Source organism: Pseudomonas sp. NBRC 111132 (assembly GCF_001320565.1).
Classification (GTDB): domain Bacteria; phylum Pseudomonadota; class Gammaproteobacteria; order Pseudomonadales; family Pseudomonadaceae; genus Aquipseudomonas; species Aquipseudomonas putida_P.
On record NZ_BCBI01000006.1, the window covers coordinates 14,838 to 32,994 of the forward strand.

The 18,157-nt window shown below is 63.6% G+C and carries 17 protein-coding genes; 12 read left to right on the forward strand and 5 right to left on the reverse strand.

Features of this window, described 5'->3' with window-relative positions:
* Window positions 1-50: 50 nt before the first annotated feature.
* Both APH35_RS04325 and APH35_RS04330 read right to left on the reverse strand, forming a co-directional pair.
* The gene (locus APH35_RS04325) at window positions 51-1,703 is read right to left on the reverse strand and encodes an acyl-CoA dehydrogenase family protein (RefSeq protein WP_060494515.1); all 1,653 of its coding nucleotides are present in this window, start codon (window positions 1,701-1,703) and stop codon (window positions 51-53) included.
* A gap of 126 nt (window positions 1,704-1,829) precedes the next feature.
* Window positions 1,830-3,818, reverse strand: a complete 1,989-nt coding sequence (locus APH35_RS04330) for a sensor histidine kinase (protein ID WP_060514258.1) — start codon at window positions 3,816-3,818, stop codon at window positions 1,830-1,832.
* Window positions 3,819-4,083: 265 nt separating this feature from the next.
* Between APH35_RS04330 and APH35_RS04335 the strand changes: the two genes are divergently transcribed.
* The 4 genes from APH35_RS04335 to APH35_RS04350 all read left to right on the forward strand — a co-directional run bounded on the left by APH35_RS04335 (window position 4,084) and on the right by APH35_RS04350 (window position 7,650).
* Window positions 4,084-4,881, forward strand: a complete 798-nt coding sequence (locus tag APH35_RS04335) for a hydroxymethylpyrimidine/phosphomethylpyrimidine kinase (RefSeq protein WP_012274355.1) — start codon at window positions 4,084-4,086, stop codon at window positions 4,879-4,881.
* 13 nt (window positions 4,882-4,894) lie between these two features.
* Window positions 4,895-5,518, forward strand: coding sequence for a thiamine phosphate synthase (gene thiE / locus APH35_RS04340; RefSeq protein WP_012274356.1), 624 nt, complete (start codon window positions 4,895-4,897; stop codon window positions 5,516-5,518).
* A gap of 16 nt (window positions 5,519-5,534) precedes the next feature.
* Window positions 5,535-6,818 (forward strand): glutamate-1-semialdehyde 2,1-aminomutase, encoded by a 1,284-nt coding sequence (gene hemL / locus APH35_RS04345; RefSeq protein ID WP_060494518.1) that lies wholly within the window; start codon window positions 5,535-5,537, stop codon window positions 6,816-6,818.
* 286 nt (window positions 6,819-7,104) lie between these two features.
* On the forward strand, window positions 7,105-7,650 hold the full coding sequence (locus APH35_RS04350) for a tetratricopeptide repeat protein (RefSeq protein ID WP_012274358.1): 546 nt from the start codon (window positions 7,105-7,107) through the stop codon (window positions 7,648-7,650).
* Window positions 7,651-7,653: 3 nt separating this feature from the next.
* Here APH35_RS04350 and APH35_RS04355 read toward each other — a convergent pair whose 3' ends face one another.
* Window positions 7,654-7,980, reverse strand: a complete 327-nt coding sequence (locus tag APH35_RS04355) for a DUF1820 family protein (RefSeq protein WP_041166798.1) — start codon at window positions 7,978-7,980, stop codon at window positions 7,654-7,656.
* 188 nt (window positions 7,981-8,168) lie between these two features.
* Between APH35_RS04355 and APH35_RS04360 the strand changes: the two genes are divergently transcribed.
* The 4 genes from APH35_RS04360 to lnt are packed head-to-tail and all read left to right on the forward strand — an operon-like array spanning window position 8,169 to window position 12,024.
* Window positions 8,169-9,167 carry a PhoH family protein gene (locus APH35_RS04360; protein WP_060494519.1) on the forward strand — a complete coding sequence of 333 codons (999 nt, stop codon included), beginning with the start codon at window positions 8,169-8,171 and terminating at the stop codon, window positions 9,165-9,167.
* Entirely contained in the window at window positions 9,160-9,633 is a 474-nt protein-coding gene (ybeY, locus tag APH35_RS04365) for an rRNA maturation RNase YbeY (protein ID WP_012274361.1), read from the forward strand. The genes APH35_RS04360 and ybeY overlap by 8 nt, the downstream gene beginning before the upstream one ends.
* Before the next feature lie 25 nt (window positions 9,634-9,658).
* Complete coding sequence (locus APH35_RS04370; RefSeq protein ID WP_003249762.1) at window positions 9,659-10,498, forward strand: HlyC/CorC family transporter; 840 nt, start codon at window positions 9,659-9,661, stop codon at window positions 10,496-10,498.
* Window positions 10,499-10,506: 8 nt separating this feature from the next.
* On the forward strand, window positions 10,507-12,024 hold the full coding sequence (gene lnt / locus APH35_RS04375; protein ID WP_060514259.1) for an apolipoprotein N-acyltransferase: 1,518 nt from the start codon (window positions 10,507-10,509) through the stop codon (window positions 12,022-12,024).
* A 42-nt stretch (window positions 12,025-12,066) separates the two neighbouring features.
* Here lnt and APH35_RS04380 read toward each other — a convergent pair whose 3' ends face one another.
* Window positions 12,067-12,828: a YdcF family protein gene (locus tag APH35_RS04380; RefSeq protein ID WP_060514260.1), complete on the reverse strand. Its 762-nt coding sequence runs from the start codon at window positions 12,826-12,828 to the stop codon at window positions 12,067-12,069.
* A 133-nt stretch (window positions 12,829-12,961) separates the two neighbouring features.
* On the reverse strand, window positions 12,962-13,276 hold the full coding sequence (locus APH35_RS04385) for a hypothetical protein (protein WP_012274364.1): 315 nt from the start codon (window positions 13,274-13,276) through the stop codon (window positions 12,962-12,964).
* A gap of 228 nt (window positions 13,277-13,504) precedes the next feature.
* Between APH35_RS04385 and leuS the strand changes: the two genes are divergently transcribed.
* The 4 genes from leuS to arfA all read left to right on the forward strand — a co-directional run bounded on the left by leuS (window position 13,505) and on the right by arfA (window position 18,129).
* Window positions 13,505-16,111 carry a leucine--tRNA ligase gene (gene leuS / locus APH35_RS04390; protein ID WP_060514261.1) on the forward strand — a complete coding sequence of 869 codons (2,607 nt, stop codon included), beginning with the start codon at window positions 13,505-13,507 and terminating at the stop codon, window positions 16,109-16,111.
* A gap of 61 nt (window positions 16,112-16,172) precedes the next feature.
* Window positions 16,173-16,778 (forward strand): LPS-assembly lipoprotein LptE, encoded by a 606-nt coding sequence (locus APH35_RS04395; RefSeq protein ID WP_012274366.1) that lies wholly within the window; start codon window positions 16,173-16,175, stop codon window positions 16,776-16,778.
* A gap of 39 nt (window positions 16,779-16,817) precedes the next feature.
* The gene (gene holA / locus APH35_RS04400; protein ID WP_041166601.1) at window positions 16,818-17,855 is read left to right on the forward strand and encodes a DNA polymerase III subunit delta; all 1,038 of its coding nucleotides are present in this window, start codon (window positions 16,818-16,820) and stop codon (window positions 17,853-17,855) included.
* A gap of 109 nt (window positions 17,856-17,964) precedes the next feature.
* Entirely contained in the window at window positions 17,965-18,129 is a 165-nt protein-coding gene (arfA, locus tag APH35_RS04405) for an alternative ribosome rescue factor ArfA (protein ID WP_012274368.1), read from the forward strand.
* The last annotated feature ends 28 nt before the right edge of the window (window positions 18,130-18,157 follow it).

Genomic DNA, 18,157 nt, shown 5'->3' on the forward strand with positions numbered 1-18,157 from the left:
AATACACCCCCATTGATCGGTGCTGGATTCATTCGCGGGCAAGCCCGCGCCTACAGCGGCCAGGCGGGCGTAGCCCTTGTTACCAGCGCCTCGGCATCAACCCCCCGCGGCAATGCCCCGTACGCCCTCCCGCTCCCCGCCAGGCGGCTGCCGATAAACGCATCGCTGACCACCGCATTCCCCGCCTCCAGCAACAGCTTGGCCTGCAACGCCAAGGCAATATCTTCGGTCAACTGCCGCGCCCGGTACTGCATATCGCCGGTGTCGGCAAACGCACCCTTGAGGTTGCCGATGTGCGCCGCCAGGCGCGGGTCGCCATGGCCATCGCCCAGTTCGGTGAACAGCGCATCGAGCACACCCGGCTCCTTGGACAAGGCCCGCAGCACATCCAGGCACTGCACATTGCCCGAGCCCTCCCAGGTCGAGTTGACCGGCGCCTCGCGGTACAGCCTTGGCAGAATGCTGTCTTCCACATAACCGGCGCCACCCAGGCATTCGGCAGCCTCGTTGATCATGGCCGGCGCACGCTTGCAGATCCAGTACTTGCCCACCGCCGTGACCAGCCGGGCGAAATGCGCTTGCTGTGGGTCGTCCAATTGCTCCAGCGCCTGGCCCATGCGCAGGCTCAGGGCCAGTGCCGCCTCGCTTTCCAGGGCCAGGTCGGCCAGAACGTTCTGCATCAGTGGCTGCTCGTTCAGCACACGGCCACCGACCTTGCGGTGCGCACAGTGGTGGGCGGCTTGGGTCAACGCCTGGCGCATCAAGGCGCTGGAGCCGACCATGCAGTCGAAACGGGTCATGGCCACCATCTCGATGATGGTCGGTACGCCCCGCCCTTCTTCGCCAATCATCCACGCCAGCGCCCCACGGAACTCCACCTCGCTGGAGGCGTTGGAACTGTTGCCCAACTTGTTCTTCAGGCGCTGGATATAGAACTGGTTGCGGTTGTCATCCGGGCGGTGGCGCGGCAGCAGGAAGCAACTCAGGCCTTTTTCGGTTTGCGCCAGGGTGAGGAAAGCATCACACATGGGCGCCGAGCAGAACCACTTGTGGCCGACCAGCTCATAGGCCTGGCCAGGGCCTGGTGCACCGACAGGGTAGGCCCGCGTAGTGTTGGCGCGCACGTCGGTACCGCCCTGCTTTTCAGTCATGGCCATGCCCAGGGTGACCCCGGCCTTGTGCCGGTCGCCGACGTTGCGCGGGTCGTACTCGCAGGCAAGCATTTTTGGCAGCCAGTATTCGGCCAGCTCAGGTTGCAAGCGCAGCGCCGGCACAGCGGCGAAGGTCATGGTCAGCGGGCAACCGGTGCCAGCCTCGGCCTGGCTGTGCAGGTAGGTCATCGACGCCCGCGCCACATGGGCGCCTGCGCGGGGTTCGGCCCATGGCAAAGAAGGTAACCCGTGCTCGACGGCGGTGCGCATCAGCACGTGGTAGGCCGGGTGAAACTCAACCAGGTCGATGCGATGGCCATAGCGGTCGTGGCTGCTGAATTCAGGCTTATGCGCGTTGGCCAGGAAGCCCGCCTGCATCAGTGGGCCGCCGGCCAGGGCACCGTAGGCATCGATCCGCGATTCGGCCCAGCCCGCGCCAAAACGCCGGGACCATTCTTGCAATGGCAAGTCGAGGCGGTACAGGTTGGCACCGTCGAGGGACGGCGGCTGGTTGGTGACTTCGTGGGTTTCAGCGTACTGGTGCAGGTTCATCGGGGGGCTCCTGGATCCGGGTAGGCTTGAGAGACCCAGTGAAGCACTCCCTGCGGGGCAGTCAAAGTGGCATTCATGACTAAACGTGTGGCGGTGGGAGCAAACGCGCGCCACAGGCCATGAGTGCTACAGCGAGCGCCGTGACTGCAGGATACTCGGACTCATCTGCACCTGCGAAATAGCCATGTTCAAACTGAGTTCAAACCGGCTGCCCAACCCGCGCGTCGACTCATGCGCCAACCTGGCGCCCAGCAATTCCCCCATCTGCCGGCAAATCGACAACCCGATCCCCAAGCCGCCGTAGCGCCGGGTCATCGAACCATCCACCTGGAAGAACCGCTGGTACAGGGTCGACTGGTCCAGGTCATCAAAGCCGATACCGCTATCACTGACCGTGAAGGTCAACGCCAGATCGTCCGGCCCCACGCGGCGGCCGCGCACCTGAATCATCACCCCGCCCTGATGAGTGAACTTCAAACCGTTGTCCACCAGGCAGCCCAGGCAGTGCGCCAGTTTCTGCCCGTCACCGAGCAACCCGTCCGGCAGGTCGGCCGGGATATCCAGGCTCAGGTACAAACCTTTGCCCAAGGCCTGCCCGGCATAACCGGCGCGCAACCCCTGCAACAGGGCACGCAGGCTGAACGGCGCTGGCTGCGCCCGTAGGCGGCCGGCCTGCAGTTCGGACAGGGTGAGGATCGCATCCACCATGTCCATCATGCCCTGGGCAGACCCCGCCGCCGTGCGATGGTACTGCGCCATTTCGGCCTCCATCGGCAGGGTGTGCATCAGCTCCAGCGAGCCAATCACGCCGTTCATCGGGGTACGCAGTTCATGGGTGACGCTGGCCAGAAACTCGTCCTTCAGACGGTTGCTCCTGGCCAGTTGCAGGTTCAGTTGCTCCAGTGTGCGCCCGGTTTCGCGCAAGGTCTGCGCCTGCTGCTCACGCAGGCTGTTGATACGGTCGGCCAGCGCCAGCGACAGCAAGGCCACCTCCAGCGCAGAACCCAACTGGCTGGCATACATGGTAATGAACACATTTGGCAGGTAGCCCAGCACCATCAAGGTGTTGACCAAGCCACCGAGCAGGAACGCAGTCCAGGCGATAATGAACCAGCGCGCCACGCGCAAGCCACGCCACCAGGCGTACAAGCCGGCGCTGAAGATGCTCACGGTAAACAGCAATGCCAGCAGCGTGGCCATGCGCAGGGCAATGCCGTAGGGCATGCTCACCGCCAGCACCATGACCAGCGCGCCGCCCAGCATCAGTAGCTGCAGCAGCCGGTCGAAACCACGGCTGGTGTTGCCCAGTTGCAGGAAGTGCCGGGCGAACTGGCAACCGAACAGGCCGGAGGCACCAATGAACAGTGGCGTGGATGCATTCGCCCACCAGGGGCTGTCCGGCCAGAAGTAGGCCACGCCCGCACCGTTCACCGACACCTGGTACAACCCGAACGAGGCAATATAGAGGATGTAGTAGAGGTAGCTGACGTCGCGCACGCTGAGGTAGATGAACAGGTTGTACACCAGCATCACCAGCAACACGCCGTAGATCATCCCCAGCACATACAGGCGTGTGGGCTGCTCCTCCATGTAGGCCTCGGCGGACCACAGCGCCAACGGCACCTGCACCGAACCCTGGCTGTGCAGCCGCAGGTAGGCGGTGGTCACCTTGCCAGGGGGCAACTGCAGTTCGAACAGGTAATTGTTCTGCAGGATCTGCCGGCTGTCGTAGGGCAAGGCATCACCGGTGCGTTGCGCCAGGCGGTACAAGCCGCTGCTGTCAGGCAAAAATAGCTCAAGGTGATCCAGCGGCGGGTAGGCCAGCTCCAGCAGCCATTGCCGTGGGGCCGCGCCAGGCGCGGCAAGCGGGCGCAGCTCGACCTTGAGCCAGAACACCGAGGTGGAGTAACCGGCGTTCAGCACGTCTTCATGGTGGGCTTGGAAGTGTTTGGCGAACCCAGGGGCACTGACCTGGGCAATGCTGGCACTGCCATCGAGGTCTTCATAAACCTGCATGGCCTTGCCCAGTGGAAGATGCCGGGTAGCGTCGTCGAAATCGACCGCTCCGGCCAGCACGGGCAGCAAACCCAGAAGCACAATCAGCAAATAGCGCATACAGCCCCAGCATGGCCTGTCCGGTCGCGTCGCGGTAGCCTCCCATCCGTTTGAGACGACGTGATCCTGCAGAACCCGTTTGTCGAGTTATCCGAGCACTCTAGCATAGCTTCACAACCTGGTAATCGGCGATATAAAAACACAAAGAAAAGGCTCTAACTCAATGCTTTCAGAAGAAAAACAAAATCTAATCTGACCGTTCGATCAACAAATCTCGTTTGTCGGACGATCCGCCCAAACAGGTTTGGTGGTAAGCTCGCCGACCATGAATACCTACAGCTCCCGCCCCGTTGTCCTCTGTCTCTCCGGCCACGACCCCAGTGGCGGCGCCGGCTTGCAGGCAGATATCGAAGCCCTGATCGCCCAAGGCTGTCACGCTGCACCTGCAGTGACCGCCCTGACCGTGCAGGATACCGTCAACGTTTCCGACTTCCGCGTGCTCGACCGCGAGTGGGTGCTGGCCCAGGCCAACGCCGTGCTGGCCGACTCCACGGTGGCCGCCGTCAAGCTAGGCATGCTCGGCTCGATCGACATGGTCGACACCGTCGCCGAACTGCTGGCTGCCCACCCGCACCTGCCGCTGGTCTGCGACCCGGTGCTGCGGGCCGGTGGCGGTGGCCGCCTGGGCAAGGACGAAGTGGGTTACGCCCTGCGCGAACGGCTACTGCCGCTGGCGACCATCGCCACGCCGAACCTGCCCGAAGCACGCATCCTCGCCGAGCTGCCTGAAGGCACCGCCGACGAGTGCGCCGAAAAACTGTTGCCGTTCTGTAGACACCTGCTGATTACCGGCGGTCACGGCGACGAAGTCGAAATTCACAACCGCCTGTACACCCAGGACGGCCAGCAACACACCTGGACCTGCCAGCGCCTGCCAGGCAGCTACCACGGCTCGGGCTGCACCCTGGCCAGCGCCCTGGCGGGCCGCCTGGCCCTCGGTGAACAGCTGGAAAGCGCCGTGCGCAGCGCCCTGGACTATACCTGGCGCACCCTGCGTGACGCCGAGCAACTGGGCAAGGGCCAGTTCGTGCCGCGCCGCCTGCCCCTGGACTTCTGCTCCTGATACGAGGCCCACAATGAAGCTACGCGGTCTGTATGCCATCACCGACAGCCAGCTGCTCGCCGGCCGTTTCCTGTCCCATGTCGAGGCGGCCCTGGACGGCGGCGTGTGCCTGCTGCAGTACCGCGACAAAAGTGACGACGCGGCGCGCCGTCTGCGTGAAGCCGAAGGGCTGATGAAGCTCTGCGAGCGCTACGGCACCCAACTGCTGATCAACGACGACGCCGAACTGGCCGCACGCCTGGGCGTCGGCGTGCACCTGGGCCAGACGGACGGCCCGCTGACCCCGGCCCGCACCCTGCTCGGCCGCCAGGCGATCATCGGCTCCACCTGCCACGCCAGCCTCGAGCTAGCCGCCCAGGCCGCCAGCGAAGGCGCCAGCTACGTGGCCTTTGGCCGCTTCTTCAATTCCGTCACCAAGCCGGGCGCGCCCGCTGCCAACGTCGACCTGCTGGAGCAGGCCCGCGCCCAGGTGAAGCTGCCAATCGCGGTGATCGGCGGCATCACCCTCGACAACGCCGCCCCGCTGGTCGCCCATGGCGCCGACCTGCTGGCGGTGATCCACGGCCTGTTCGGCGCCGACAGCGCGCAGGAAGTCACCCGCCGCGCCCGCGCCTTCAATGCCTTGTTCGCATCCTGATTTCGAGAGAACTTCCATGTCCCGTTCCGAAGACCTGTTCGCCAAAGCCCAGAAGCACATCCCCGGTGGCGTCAACTCGCCGGTCCGCGCTTTCAAGAGCGTTGGCGGCACGCCGCTGTTCTTCAAGCATGCCGAAGGCGCCTATGTCGTTGACGAGGACGACAAGCGCTACGTCGACTACGTTGGCTCCTGGGGCCCGATGATCCTCGGTCACGGCCACCCGGACGTATTGGACTCGGTACGCAAGCAACTGGAGCACGGCCTGTCCTATGGCGCACCGACCGCCATGGAAACCGACATGGCCGACCTGGTCTGCTCGCTGGTGCCGTCCATGGAAATGGTGCGCATGGTCAGCTCGGGCACCGAAGCCACCATGAGCGCCATCCGCCTGGCCCGTGGCTACACCGGCCGTGACGCCATCATCAAGTTCGAAGGCTGCTACCACGGCCACTCTGACAGCCTGCTGGTAAAAGCCGGCTCCGGCTTGCTGACCCAAGGCGTGCCAAGCTCGGCAGGCGTGCCGGCGGACTTCGCCAAGCACACCCTGACCCTGCCGTTCAACGACATCGCCGCGGTCGAGAAGACACTGGCAGAAGTCGGCCAGACCGTGGCCTGCATCATTGTCGAGCCGGTGGCTGGCAACATGAACTGCGTCCCCCCGGCGCCGGGCTTCCTTGAAGGCCTGCGCGAGCAGTGCGACAAGCATGGCGTGGTGCTGATCTTCGACGAAGTGATGACCGGCTTCCGCGTCTCGCTCGGTGGCGCCCAGGGCCACTATGGCATCAAGCCGGACCTGTCCACCTTCGGCAAGATCGTCGGCGGCGGCATGCCGGTCGGCTGCTTCGGCGGCAAACGCGAAATCATGGGCTGCATCGCCCCGCTCGGCCCGGTCTACCAGGCGGGCACCCTGTCGGGCAACCCGCTGGCCATGGCCGCCGGCCTGACCACCCTGAAGCTGATCAGCCGCCCAGGCTTCCACGCCGAACTGACCGACTACACCAGCCGCATGCTCGACGGCCTGCAGCAGCGCGCCGATGCTGCTGGCGTACCATTCGTCACCACCCAGGCCGGTGCCATGTTCGGCCTGTACTTCAGCGGCGCTGACGACATTGTCACCTTCGAAGACGTGATGGCCAGCGATGCCGAACGCTTCAAGCGCTTCTTCCACCTGATGCTCGACGGTGGCGTGTACCTGGCGCCGAGCGCGTTCGAGGCGGGCTTCACCTCCATCGCCCATGGCGACAAGGAGCTGCAGATCACCCTGGATGCGGCTGAAAAGGCTTTTGCAGCGCTGAAATAAGCAGCTGCTCCCCTTTGTGGGAGCGGCCTTGCGTCGCGATAGGGGCGCAAAGCGGCCCCAGCGATTGATGCATTTTTGCTGAAATTATGGGGCTGCTGCGCAGCCCTATCGCGACACAAGGCCGCGCCCACAGAGGCTGGTAGAGGCAACAAAAGACCGCGCACAATCAGCTGACGCCCCCAACCAAGCAGAAATTCGAGTAAAACTTTGTAAGGTTGGCGCTGCTTATCCCATAATGTGCCACCAGAGACATTGGCCGCAGCTTTGCAGAGGTAAGTCGATCCCCATGAACCGCACCGGCCGCGCCCTGACCCTGGGCTGCCTGTTGCTTCTTCAGCCCCTGCTGGCCTTGGCGGAGGGCGGTAACTCGTTGCTGATTCCGGCGACGGGCCGCTGCACCTTGAACGTTCAGCCTGAAGACCTGGCAAACGCCCTCAAGGCCTGTGAGCAGACGGCAACCGCGGGGGATGCCCAGGCGCAGTTCGAACTGGGCGAGTACTACTACACGCAAACGCCAAAAAAACTCGACAAAGCCCTGGACTGGTTCCAGAAGGCTTCGCTGCAAGGCCAGGCTGATGCCCAGTATCGCCTGGGTGCCATGTTCTTCCATGGTGAAGGGGTCAAGGCCAACAACGTACAGGCCTACATTCTGCTGAAGATGGCCGCGGTCAATGGCGCCGAAGATGCACTGGACATGGCCGACGAAGTGACCGAGCAAATGCCCCGCGACGAGCTGGAGCATGCCACCCAGGTGCTCGGCCAGATCTTCCGCAAATACCTGCTGGAACTGCAGAACGCCGAAGGCCGCACGCCGTTCTCGCCACTCCCCTGAGGGTTACTTTTCCGGCATCGGCATCGGGAACGGCATGACATTGCCGCCACCCTTGGCTTCGCTGATTTTCGCCGTGCCCAGTCGCTCCACCTCATCGATGCGCACAATCGCATGCATCGGCACGAAACTGCGGATAACGCCCTCGAACTGGCTCTTGAGCTTCTCCTCGCTCGGGTCCACCACCAGTTGCGAGCGCTCGCCGAACACGAACTCCTCGATTTCCAGAAAACCCCATAGGTCGCTCTGGTAGATCTGCTTGGCGTACATCTCGAAGACCTGCCCCTGGTTGAGGAAGATCACTTTATAGATGGCAGGTTCGCGTTTGCTCATGTTCGACGGGATAACACATGCGTAAGAAAAGGCGGGCATCATAGCAGTGCCGGCCTGCTCGCGGGTAAACCCGCGACGAGGCCGGAACAGGCCGCACATACCGTTGAACGTTTCAGTGCTTTCGCCACTGCCATTCAAGGGTTATTCTTGAGTTCACATCCATCGCCGTCGAGCGGCTAAAAACGACCTTGAACGCACCCATAGAACCCCATCGTTTCATCCTCGAGCCCTTCGAGGCCCACCGTTTCGCCAACTTGTGCGGCCAGTTCGACGAGCACCTGCGCCTGATCGAACAGCGCCTGGCCATCGAAATCCGCAACCGCGGCAATCAGTTCGAACTGATCGGCGAACCCAGGACCACCTCCGCTGCCGAACAGCTGCTGCGCCGTCTCTACCGCGAGACCAAGGCCACCGACCTGTCGCCGGAAACCGTGCACCTGTACCTGCAGGAATCGGCCGTCGAGAACATCGACAACCCGGCCGTCAACGAGGTCAGCGTGTCGTTGCGCACGCGCAAGGGCAACATCCGCCCGCGCGGGCTCAACCAGCAGCGCTACGTGAAGGAAATCCTGGCCAACGACATCAACTTCGGCATCGGCCCGGCCGGTACCGGCAAGACCTACCTGGCCGTGGCCTGCGCCGTGGACGCGCTGGAGCGCGAACAGGTGCGCCGCATCCTGCTGGTGCGCCCGGCGGTCGAGGCGGGTGAAAAGCTCGGCTTCCTGCCCGGCGACCTGGCACAGAAGATCGACCCGTACCTGCGCCCACTGTACGACGCGCTGTACGAAATGCTCGGCTTCGAACACGTGGCCAAGCTGATCGAACGCCAGGTGATCGAGATCGCCCCGCTGGCCTACATGCGAGGCCGCACCCTGAACAACAGCTTCATCATCCTCGACGAAAGCCAGAACACCACGCTGGAACAGATGAAAATGTTCCTCACCCGCATCGGCTTCGGCTCCACGGCGGTGATCACCGGTGACATCACCCAGGTCGACCTGCCACGGGGCACCAAGTCGGGCCTGGCACACGTCATCGAGGTGCTCGAGGACGTTCCGGGTATCAGCTTCACCCACTTCCAACCCAAAGATGTGGTTCGTCACCCACTGGTGCAGCGCATCGTCGAGGCCTACGACCGCTTCGAAGGCCGCCAGAACAAGCCCGAGGCGCCCGGCAAAGATGCTTGAACTTGATATCCAACGGGCCACGGATGCCGCCGCCCCGGATGACGCCGCCTTCCGCCGCTGGTGCGAACTGGCCCTGCGCCAGCGCACCGCCGACTCTGAAATGACCATTCGCCTGGTCGACGAAGCCGAAGGCCGCGAGCTGAACCACACCTACCGGCACAAAGACTACGCGACCAACGTGCTGTCGTTCCCGGCCGATGTGCCCGATGACCTGCTCGATATCCCGCTACTGGGCGACCTGGTGATCTGCGTGGCGGTGGTCGAGCGCGAAGCGGCCGAACAGGGCAAATCGCTGGAAGCGCACTGGGCACACCTGGTCATGCACGGTTGCCTGCACCTGCTCGGCTACGACCACATCGAGGATGAGGAAGCCGAGGAAATGGAAGGCCTGGAACGGGAATTGCTGGCAGAACTGGGTCACCCCGACCCGTACGCCGACGATGAAACCGACACAATCACACACTGATACACGAAGGATCACGAGAACCGCCATGAGCGAAGATCGATCGAGCAACGGGCAGAAGTCCTGGTTGGGTAAACTGACCCAGGCTTTTGCCCATGAGCCGAAAAACCGCCAGGAGCTGCTTGAGCTGCTGCGCGAAGCCCATCAGAACAAACTGCTGGACAGCGAAGCACTGACCATCGTCGAAGGCGCCATCCAGGTCGCCGACCTGCAGGTGCGCGACATCATGGTGCCGCGCTCGCAGATGAACAGCATCAAGGCAGGTCAGTCGCCACGCGAGTTCCTGCCGGCGGTGATCGACGCCGCGCACTCGCGCTACCCGGTCATCGGCGAAAGCCATGACGATGTGCTCGGGATCCTGCTCGCCAAAGACCTGCTGCCGTTGATCCTCAAGGAGAACGGCGACAGCTTCAACATCAAGGACCTGCTGCGCCCGGCCACCTTCGTGCCCGAGTCCAAGCGCCTGAACGTGTTGCTGCGCGAGTTCCGCGCCAACCATAACCACATGGCCATCGTCATCGACGAATATGGCGGTGTAGCGGGCCTGGTCACCATCGAGGACGTGCTTGAGCAGATCGTCGGCGACATCGAGGACGAGCACGACGTCGAGGAAGACAGCTACATCAAGCCGCTGCCCAGCGGTGATTTCCTGGTCAAGGCGCTTACCCCGATCGAGAACTTCAACGAGTTCTTCGACAGCGAGTTCTCCGATGACGAGTTCGACACGGTCGGCGGCCTGGTGATGAGCGCCTTTGGCCACCTGCCCAAGCGCAACGAAACCACCGAGATCGGGTCTTACAAGTTCCGTATTCTCAACGCCGACAGCCGGCGGATACACTTGCTGCGCCTGACCCCGATCACCCGTTAAGGACAAACATGCGTTGGATCACCCGCCCCGGCTGGCCCGGTAACCTGCTGGCCCTGGCGGCCGGTGCTTCCACCCTACTGGCCTTGGCGCCGTTCGACATCTGGCCGCTGGCCGTGCTGTCCATCGCCATGCTCTACCTCGGCTTACGCGAGCTCAGCCCGCGCCAGGCCATGTGGCGTGGCTGGTGGTTCGGTTTTGGCCTGTATGGCGCTGGCACCTGGTGGATCTACGTCAGCATGAACACCTATGGCGGCGCCTCGCCGCTGTTGGCCATTCTGCTGCTGTTGGCGTTTTTCGCCGCCCTGGCGTGGTTCTTTGCCCTGCCCACCTGGTTATGGGCGCGCTGGCTACGGCGCAACGAAGCGCCACTGGCCGACGCCCTGTGCTTCGCCGCCCTGTGGCTGCTGCAAGAGGCCTTCCGCGGCTGGTTCCTGACCGGCTTCCCTTGGCTCTACGCCGGCTACAGCCAGCTGGACGGCCCACTGGCCGGCCTGGCACCACTGGGCGGCGTGTGGCTCATATCCTTCACCCTGGCCCTCACCGCTGCCCTGCTGTGCAACCTGCACCGCCTGCGCGCCCGCCCCTCGTTCCTGGCGGTGGCCACTGTACTGCTACTGGCCCCTTGGGTGCTGGGCCTGGCGCTCAAGGGCCATGCCTGGACCAAGCCGGCTGGCGACCCGCTGAAAGTGGCGGCAATCCAGGGCAACGTCGAGCAGGACCTGAAATGGGACCCGGCACACATCGACGCGCAACTGGCGCTGTACCGCGACCTGAGCTTCAGCTCCAAGCCGGTGGACCTGTTGGTGTGGCCGGAAACTGCAGTGCCGGTACTCAAGGACCAGGCGCAAGGCTACATCGACGTGATGGGGCGCTTCGCCGCCGAGCGGCATTCGGCACTGATCACCGGCGTGCCGGTGCGTGAAGAAGTGCATCACCAGCGCCGCTACTACAACGGCATCACCGTCACCGGCGAAGGCGATGGCACCTACCTCAAGCAGAAGCTGGTGCCGTTTGGCGAATATGTACCGCTGCAAGACCTGCTGCGTGGCGCCATCGAGTTCTTCAACCTGCCCATGTCGGACTTTGCCCGCGGGCCGGAAGACCAGCCGCTGCTGCAGGCCAAGGGTTACCAGATTGCGCCGTACATCTGTTATGAGGTGGTCTACCCCGAGTTCGCCGCCGGTCTGGCCGCGCGCAGCGACCTGCTGCTGACCATCAGCAACGATACCTGGTTCGGCAAATCGATCGGCCCCTTGCAGCACCTGCAGATGGCCCAGATGCGCGCACTGGAAGCCGGCCGCTGGATGATCCGCGCTACCAACAACGGCGTGACTGCGCTGATCGACCCATTTGGCCGCATTACCACGCAGATTCCGCAGTTCCAGCAAGCCGTGCTGTATGGCGAAGTAGTACCGATGCAGCAACTGACGCCTTACCTGCAATGGCGTTCGTGGCCGCTGGCGATTGTCTGTGCGCTGCTGCTGGGTTGGGCGTTGCTGGCAGGCCGCATAGCCAAAACCGTCTGATTGGCGATACGCGCTCCCACAGAGGGAGCGCGAGCCGGTGAATCAGTAGAACACCCGATACCCCACCAACCCCACCACTTCATTGAGCAACTGCCCGCTCTGCCAAATCGCCCGACTCTCCGGCAGCAAACCGGCAAACGGCCGCGCATGATCGCGCCCCAGGAACCCCACCGGCGCCGACACCACCTCGAACCCCGCCTGTTCAAAGCTCCAGCGCGAGCGTTGCATGTGCCAGGCCTGGGTCACCAGCACCACCCGGCGAATCCCCAACGGCTGCAGCACCTTGGCCGTCAGCTGGGCATTTTCCCAGGTCGTGCGGCTGGCCTCTTCGCGCCACTTCACCGCGACAGCGAAGTCTTCCTGCAGGCGATCAGCCATCAGCCGAGCCTCACTGGGCGGCGTGCCGTAATGCAGCCCGCCACTGGTCAACACTGGCAGGCCCGAGGCCTTGGCCAATCGCGCAGCAAAGCGCATGCGCTCAAGTGCCGTGGCGGTGGGCTGGTCACTGCCGCCCCAAGCCGGGTCACCGCGTTCGCGCCCCGCGCCCAGCACCACAATGGCATCGGCCCGGCTCGCCAGGCCTGCCCAGTCGCCCACCACCAGTGGCGGCTCGGTTTCCAGTTGCCGAGCCGTTTCCTGCACCACCAGCGGCAGGCTCATCAACCATAGGCCACCCAACCCCACGGCAAAGCACAGCACCGCCAGCCGTGGCCGCCGCGTACGCAGCCACCAAGCCGCAAGCAGCAGCAGGAACAAGACGCCCGGCGGCATCAGCCATTGTTTGATGAAAAATCGGATCGGCATCGGCCACACCTCCTTGGCAGGCGTGCAGCCTAGAAGGATCGACGCCGGTCAACAAGTGCGCTCCGGCGTCGATCTGAGTTGTGTGATATTGAAGAACCGGCGCGCGATGGCCTGCGCCTGGCGTCCTGAACGGCTAGCGATGTGGCAGCGTCCTGGATCTCGCCGTACTGGCGGGGCGTTTCTTGTCCTTGAGCCAAATGATCTTGGCCGATGTCGGCTCCGCTTGTGGGTAACTGCCAACAGAGGCATTGTGGCGCTCCGGGAGGGATTCCAGGTAGGCCCTGATCACTTCGAACTCTGCGTGGCTCAGGCCACGCAACTCCAGCTCGGCTGGCATCTCGTCGCGCAATCGTACCGAGGTCCTGGCCACTTCCAGTGCCAGGCCAAGCCGGTCGATCAGGCGTTCGTAAAGCTCCGGTTTCATAGCGGGTAGCTGCGTCTCTCCCATCCGTTCACCTCATTGAAGATAAAGAATATCTCCCCCCACACCTGAGCTTAGCGGCGCTATGAAAAGCAGCCGGACGCCGCGACCAGCGGGCATTCGCAACGAAGGTTTCCCACGATGCACAGCGCTGCTGTATGCTACGGCGTTCACTCTAAACGACACCGGAGTGCCGGACGCAGCGAGGTTCCGCTGCCTGGAACAAGGTCTCTTCTCTCTCAGCCAAAAGTAGCCATGCACGAACAATACACGCCCCGTGATATCGAAGCCGCCGCCCAGAAGTTCTGGGACGAGCAACAATCGTTCGCTGTTACCGAACAGCCAGGCAAAGACACTTACTATTGCCTATCGATGTTCCCGTACCCGAGCGGCAAGCTACACATGGGCCACGTGCGCAACTACACCATCGGTGACGTGATTGCCCGCTACCAGCGCATGCTGGGCAAGAACGTCCTGCAACCGATGGGCTGGGACGCTTTCGGCATGCCCGCGGAAAACGCGGCGATGAAAAACAACGTCGCCCCGGCCAAGTGGACGTACGAAAACATCGACTACATGAAGACCCAGCTCAAGAGCCTGGGCCTGGCCATCGACTGGGCACGTGAAGTCACCACCTGCAAACCCGACTACTACCGTTGGGAGCAGTGGCTGTTCACCCGCCTGTTCGAGAAAGGCATCATCTACCGCAAGAACGGCACCGTGAACTGGGACCCGGCGGACCAGACCGTACTGGCCAACGAACAGGTCATCGACGGCCGTGGCTGGCGTTCGGGCGCGCTGATCGAAAAGCGCGAAATCCCGATGTACTACTTCCGCATCACCGACTACGCCGACGAGCTGCTGGAAAGCCTCGACGAGCTGCCGGGCTGGCCTGAACAGGTCAAGACCATGCAGCGCAACTGGATCGGCAAGTCGCGCGGCATGGAAGTCCAGTTCCCGTACGACCAGGCCAGCATTGGCCATGAAGGTACGCTGAAGGTCTTCACCACCCGTCCCGACACGCTGATGGGCGCCACCTACGTCGCCGTCGCCGCTGAGCACCCGTTGGCCACCCAAGCCGCCCAGGGCAACCCGGCGCTGCAGGCGTTCATCGACGAATGCAAGAGCGGCAGCGTTGCCGAAGCCGACATGGCCACCCAGGAGAAGAAGGGCATGGCCACTTCCCTGCTGGTCGAGCACCCGCTGACTGGCGAGAAGCTGCCGGTATGGGTCGCCAACTACGTGCTGATGCACTACGGCGATGGCGCGGTCATGGCCGTGCCAGCCCACGACGAGCGCGACTTCGAGTTCGCCCACAAGTACAACCTGCCGGTCAAGGCCGTGGTGCGCACCAGCGCTGGCGATGAAGTCGGCAGCGAGTGGCAGGCCGCCTATGGCGAGCACGGCCAACTGATCAATTCCGCCGAGTTCGACGGCCTGGACTTCGCTGGCGCCTTCGACGCCATCGAAGCAGCCCTGATCCGCAAGGAACTGGGCAAATCGCGTACCCAGTTCCGCCTGCGCGACTGGGGTATCAGCCGTCAGCGCTACTGGGGCTGCCCGATCCCGATCATCCACTGCCCGTCCTGCGGCGACGTACCGGTGCCGGAAGACCAGCTGCCGGTTATCCTGCCGGAGAACGTGGTGCCGGACGGCGCCGGCTCGCCACTGGCGCGCATGCCTGAATTCTACGAATGCACCTGCCCGAAATGCGGCACCGCGGCCAAGCGCGAAACCGACACCATGGACACCTTCGTCGAGTCGTCCTGGTACTTCGCCCGCTACGCCTCGCCAAACTACGACAAAGGCCTGGTCGACCCGAAAGCCGCCAACCATTGGCTGCCGGTGGATCAGTACATCGGTGGCATCGAGCACGCGATCCTGCACCTGCTGTACGCGCGCTTCTTCCACAAGCTGATGCGTGACGAAGGCCTGGTGACCTCGAACGAGCCGTTCAAGAACCTGCTGACCCAGGGCATGGTGGTCGCCGAGACCTACTACCGTGTGGCCAGCAACGGCGGCAAGGACTGGTTCAACCCAGCCGATGTCGAAATCGAGCGCGATGCCAAGGCCAAGATCATTGGCGCACGCCTGAAGACCGACGGCCTGCCGGTGGAAATCGGTGGCACCGAAAAGATGTCGAAGTCGAAGAACAACGGCGTCGACCCGCAGTCCATGATCGAAGCCTACGGCGCCGACACCTGCCGCCTGTTCATGATGTTCGCCTCGCCGCCCGACATGAGCCTGGAATGGTCCGACTCCGGCGTCGAAGGCGCCAGCCGCTTCCTGCGCCGTGTCTGGCGCCTGGCTCAGGCTCACGTCAGCCAGGGCCTGCCAGGCAAGCTGGATGTTGCCACCCTGGACGACGCGCAAAAGGTCATCCGCCGCGCCATTCACGCTGCCATCAAGCAGGCCAGCACCGACGTGGGCCAGTTCCACAAGTTCAACACCGCCATCGCCCAGGTGATGACCGTGATGAACGTGCTGGAAAAGGCCCCGCAAGCCACCGAACAGGACCGCGCCCTGCTGCAGGAAGGCCTGGAAGCCGTCACCTTGCTGCTGGCGCCGATCACCCCGCACATCTCCCACGAGCTGTGGCAGCAACTGGGCCACGCAGGGTCGGTGATCGATGCCGCCTGGCCGAGCGTCGACGAACAAGCGCTGGTGCAGGACACCATTACCCTGGTGGTTCAGGTCAACGGTAAACTGCGCGGCCAGGTCGAAATGCCTGCCGCTGCCAGCCGCGAAGAAGTCGAGGCCGCTGCCCGCAGCAACGAGAATGTCCTGCGCTTCATTGATGGTCTGACCATCCGCAAGGTCATCGTGGTACCGGGCAAGCTGGTCAACATCGTCGCCAACTGATGAAAACGCCCACCCGCATTGGCTGCGGGTGGGCGGAACAGGCCCACAAGGGAGCAACAACATGATCAAACGCAATTTGCTGGTAATCGGCCTGGCGGTCATGCTGAGCGCCTGCGGTTTCCAGCTGCGCGGCACCGGCTCCACCGAGCTGAGCGTGAAGGAAATGGACGTCAGCGCACGCAATGCCTACGGCCCGACCGTGGTTCAACTGCGTGAAGTACTGGAACGTAGCGGCGTCAACGTGCACGCAGGTGCACCGTATCGCCTGGTGCTGACCAACGAACAGGAGCGTGAGCGCTCGGCCACTTACAACAGTGGCAACCGTACCGCCGAGTACGAGCTGACCACAGAGCTGAACTACAGCATCCAGGGCCTGAATAACCTGGAGCTGATGAGCGACAAGCTGGAAGTGCGCAAGATCTACGTGCGTGACGGCTCGAACATCACCGGTTCCGAGCAGGAAGCCAACCGCGCCCGTGAAGAAATGCGCCGCGACCTGGTCAACGGCATGGTCGTGCGTTTGCAAATGCTGACCCCGTCCCAGCTGGACGAGCTGCAGCGTAAAGCCGACGAGCGCGCCAAAGCCGAAGCTGCCGCGTTGGAGGCTGCCCGCCGCCAGCAAGCCGAAACACCTCAGCAATCGCCACTGGAAGTACCGGGCAACTAAGCCCGTGCGGGGCGCCCTCGGGTGCCCCGCCTGTTCCCCATGAAGCTCGCCCCCGCCCAACTCAACAAGCACCTGCAAGGCGCCCTGGCACCGGTCTACGTGGTCAGCGGCGACGACCCGCTGCTGTGCCAGGAAGCCGCCGACGCCATCCGCAATGCCGCGCGGCAGCAAGGTTTCGACGAACGCCAGGTATTCAGTGCCGACGCCAACTTCGACTGGGGCACGCTGCTCCAGGCTGGCGCCAGCCTCTCGCTGTTCGCCCAACGCCGCCTGCTGGAACTGCGCCTGCCCTCGGGCAAGCCCGGTGACAAGGGCGCCGCCGCGCTGATGGAGTACTGCGCCAACCCTGCCGAAGACACCCTGCTGCTGATCAGCCTGCCCAAGCTCGACGGCAGTGCGCAGAAGACCAAGTGGGGCAAGGCATTGATCGAAGGCGCCCACTGCCAGTTCATCCAGATCTGGCCGGTGGATGTGCACCAGTTGCCGCAGTGGATCAACCAGCGCCTGCAACAGGCCGGTTTATCAGCACAGCGTGACGCCGTCGACCTGATTGCCGCCCGCGTGGAAGGCAACCTGCTGGCAGCCGCGCAGGAAATCGAAAAGCTCAAATTGCTGGCCGAAGGCAGCCAAATCACCGTGGAAACCGTGCAGGCCGCCGTGGCCGACAGTGCCCGCTTCGATGTCTTCGGCCTGGTCGATGCCATTCTCAACGGCGAAGCTGCACATGCGCTGCGCATGCTCGAAGGCTTGCGCGGTGAGGGTGTGGAGCCGCCAGTCATCCTCTGGGCCCTGGCCCGCGAGCTGCGTCAGCTGGCTGGGTTGGCCCAACAGTTCAGCCAGGGCGTGCCGCTGGACAAAGCCTTCAGCCAGGCCCGCCCGCCTGTCTGGGACAAACGCAGGCCGCTGGTCAGCAAGGCCCTGCAGCGCCTCTCGGCGCAGCGCTGGGCGCAGTTGCTGCAGGACGCCCAGCGCATCGATGCGCAAATCAAGGGCCAGGCCGAGGGATCGCCCTGGACGGGCCTGGCGCGGCTATCACTGTTGATGGCTGGGCAGCGCCTGACCCTCCCCCCTGAGTAATGGGGGCTGCTTTGCAGCCCTTTCGCGGCCATAAACACAATCAATTGGCCCCACCCCGCACCACGCCCTACAGTGCGCCCCGAAACCCACCCAACCGGGGAACCCCGCCATGAGCAAAAAGCCGAAAAAACACGGCCCCAACAAGGCCAAGTCGATCATCGCCCAGCCCCTGTTCCGCTGTCGCCAGGAACAACCCGACAAGGGCAAAGGCAGCTACCGCCGCGAAGCCTTCCAATCGAGAGATTGGGAGGCTTCCTACTTTTTGGCGGCATGAAAGCATCGCAAGCGCAGGCATGGTATGG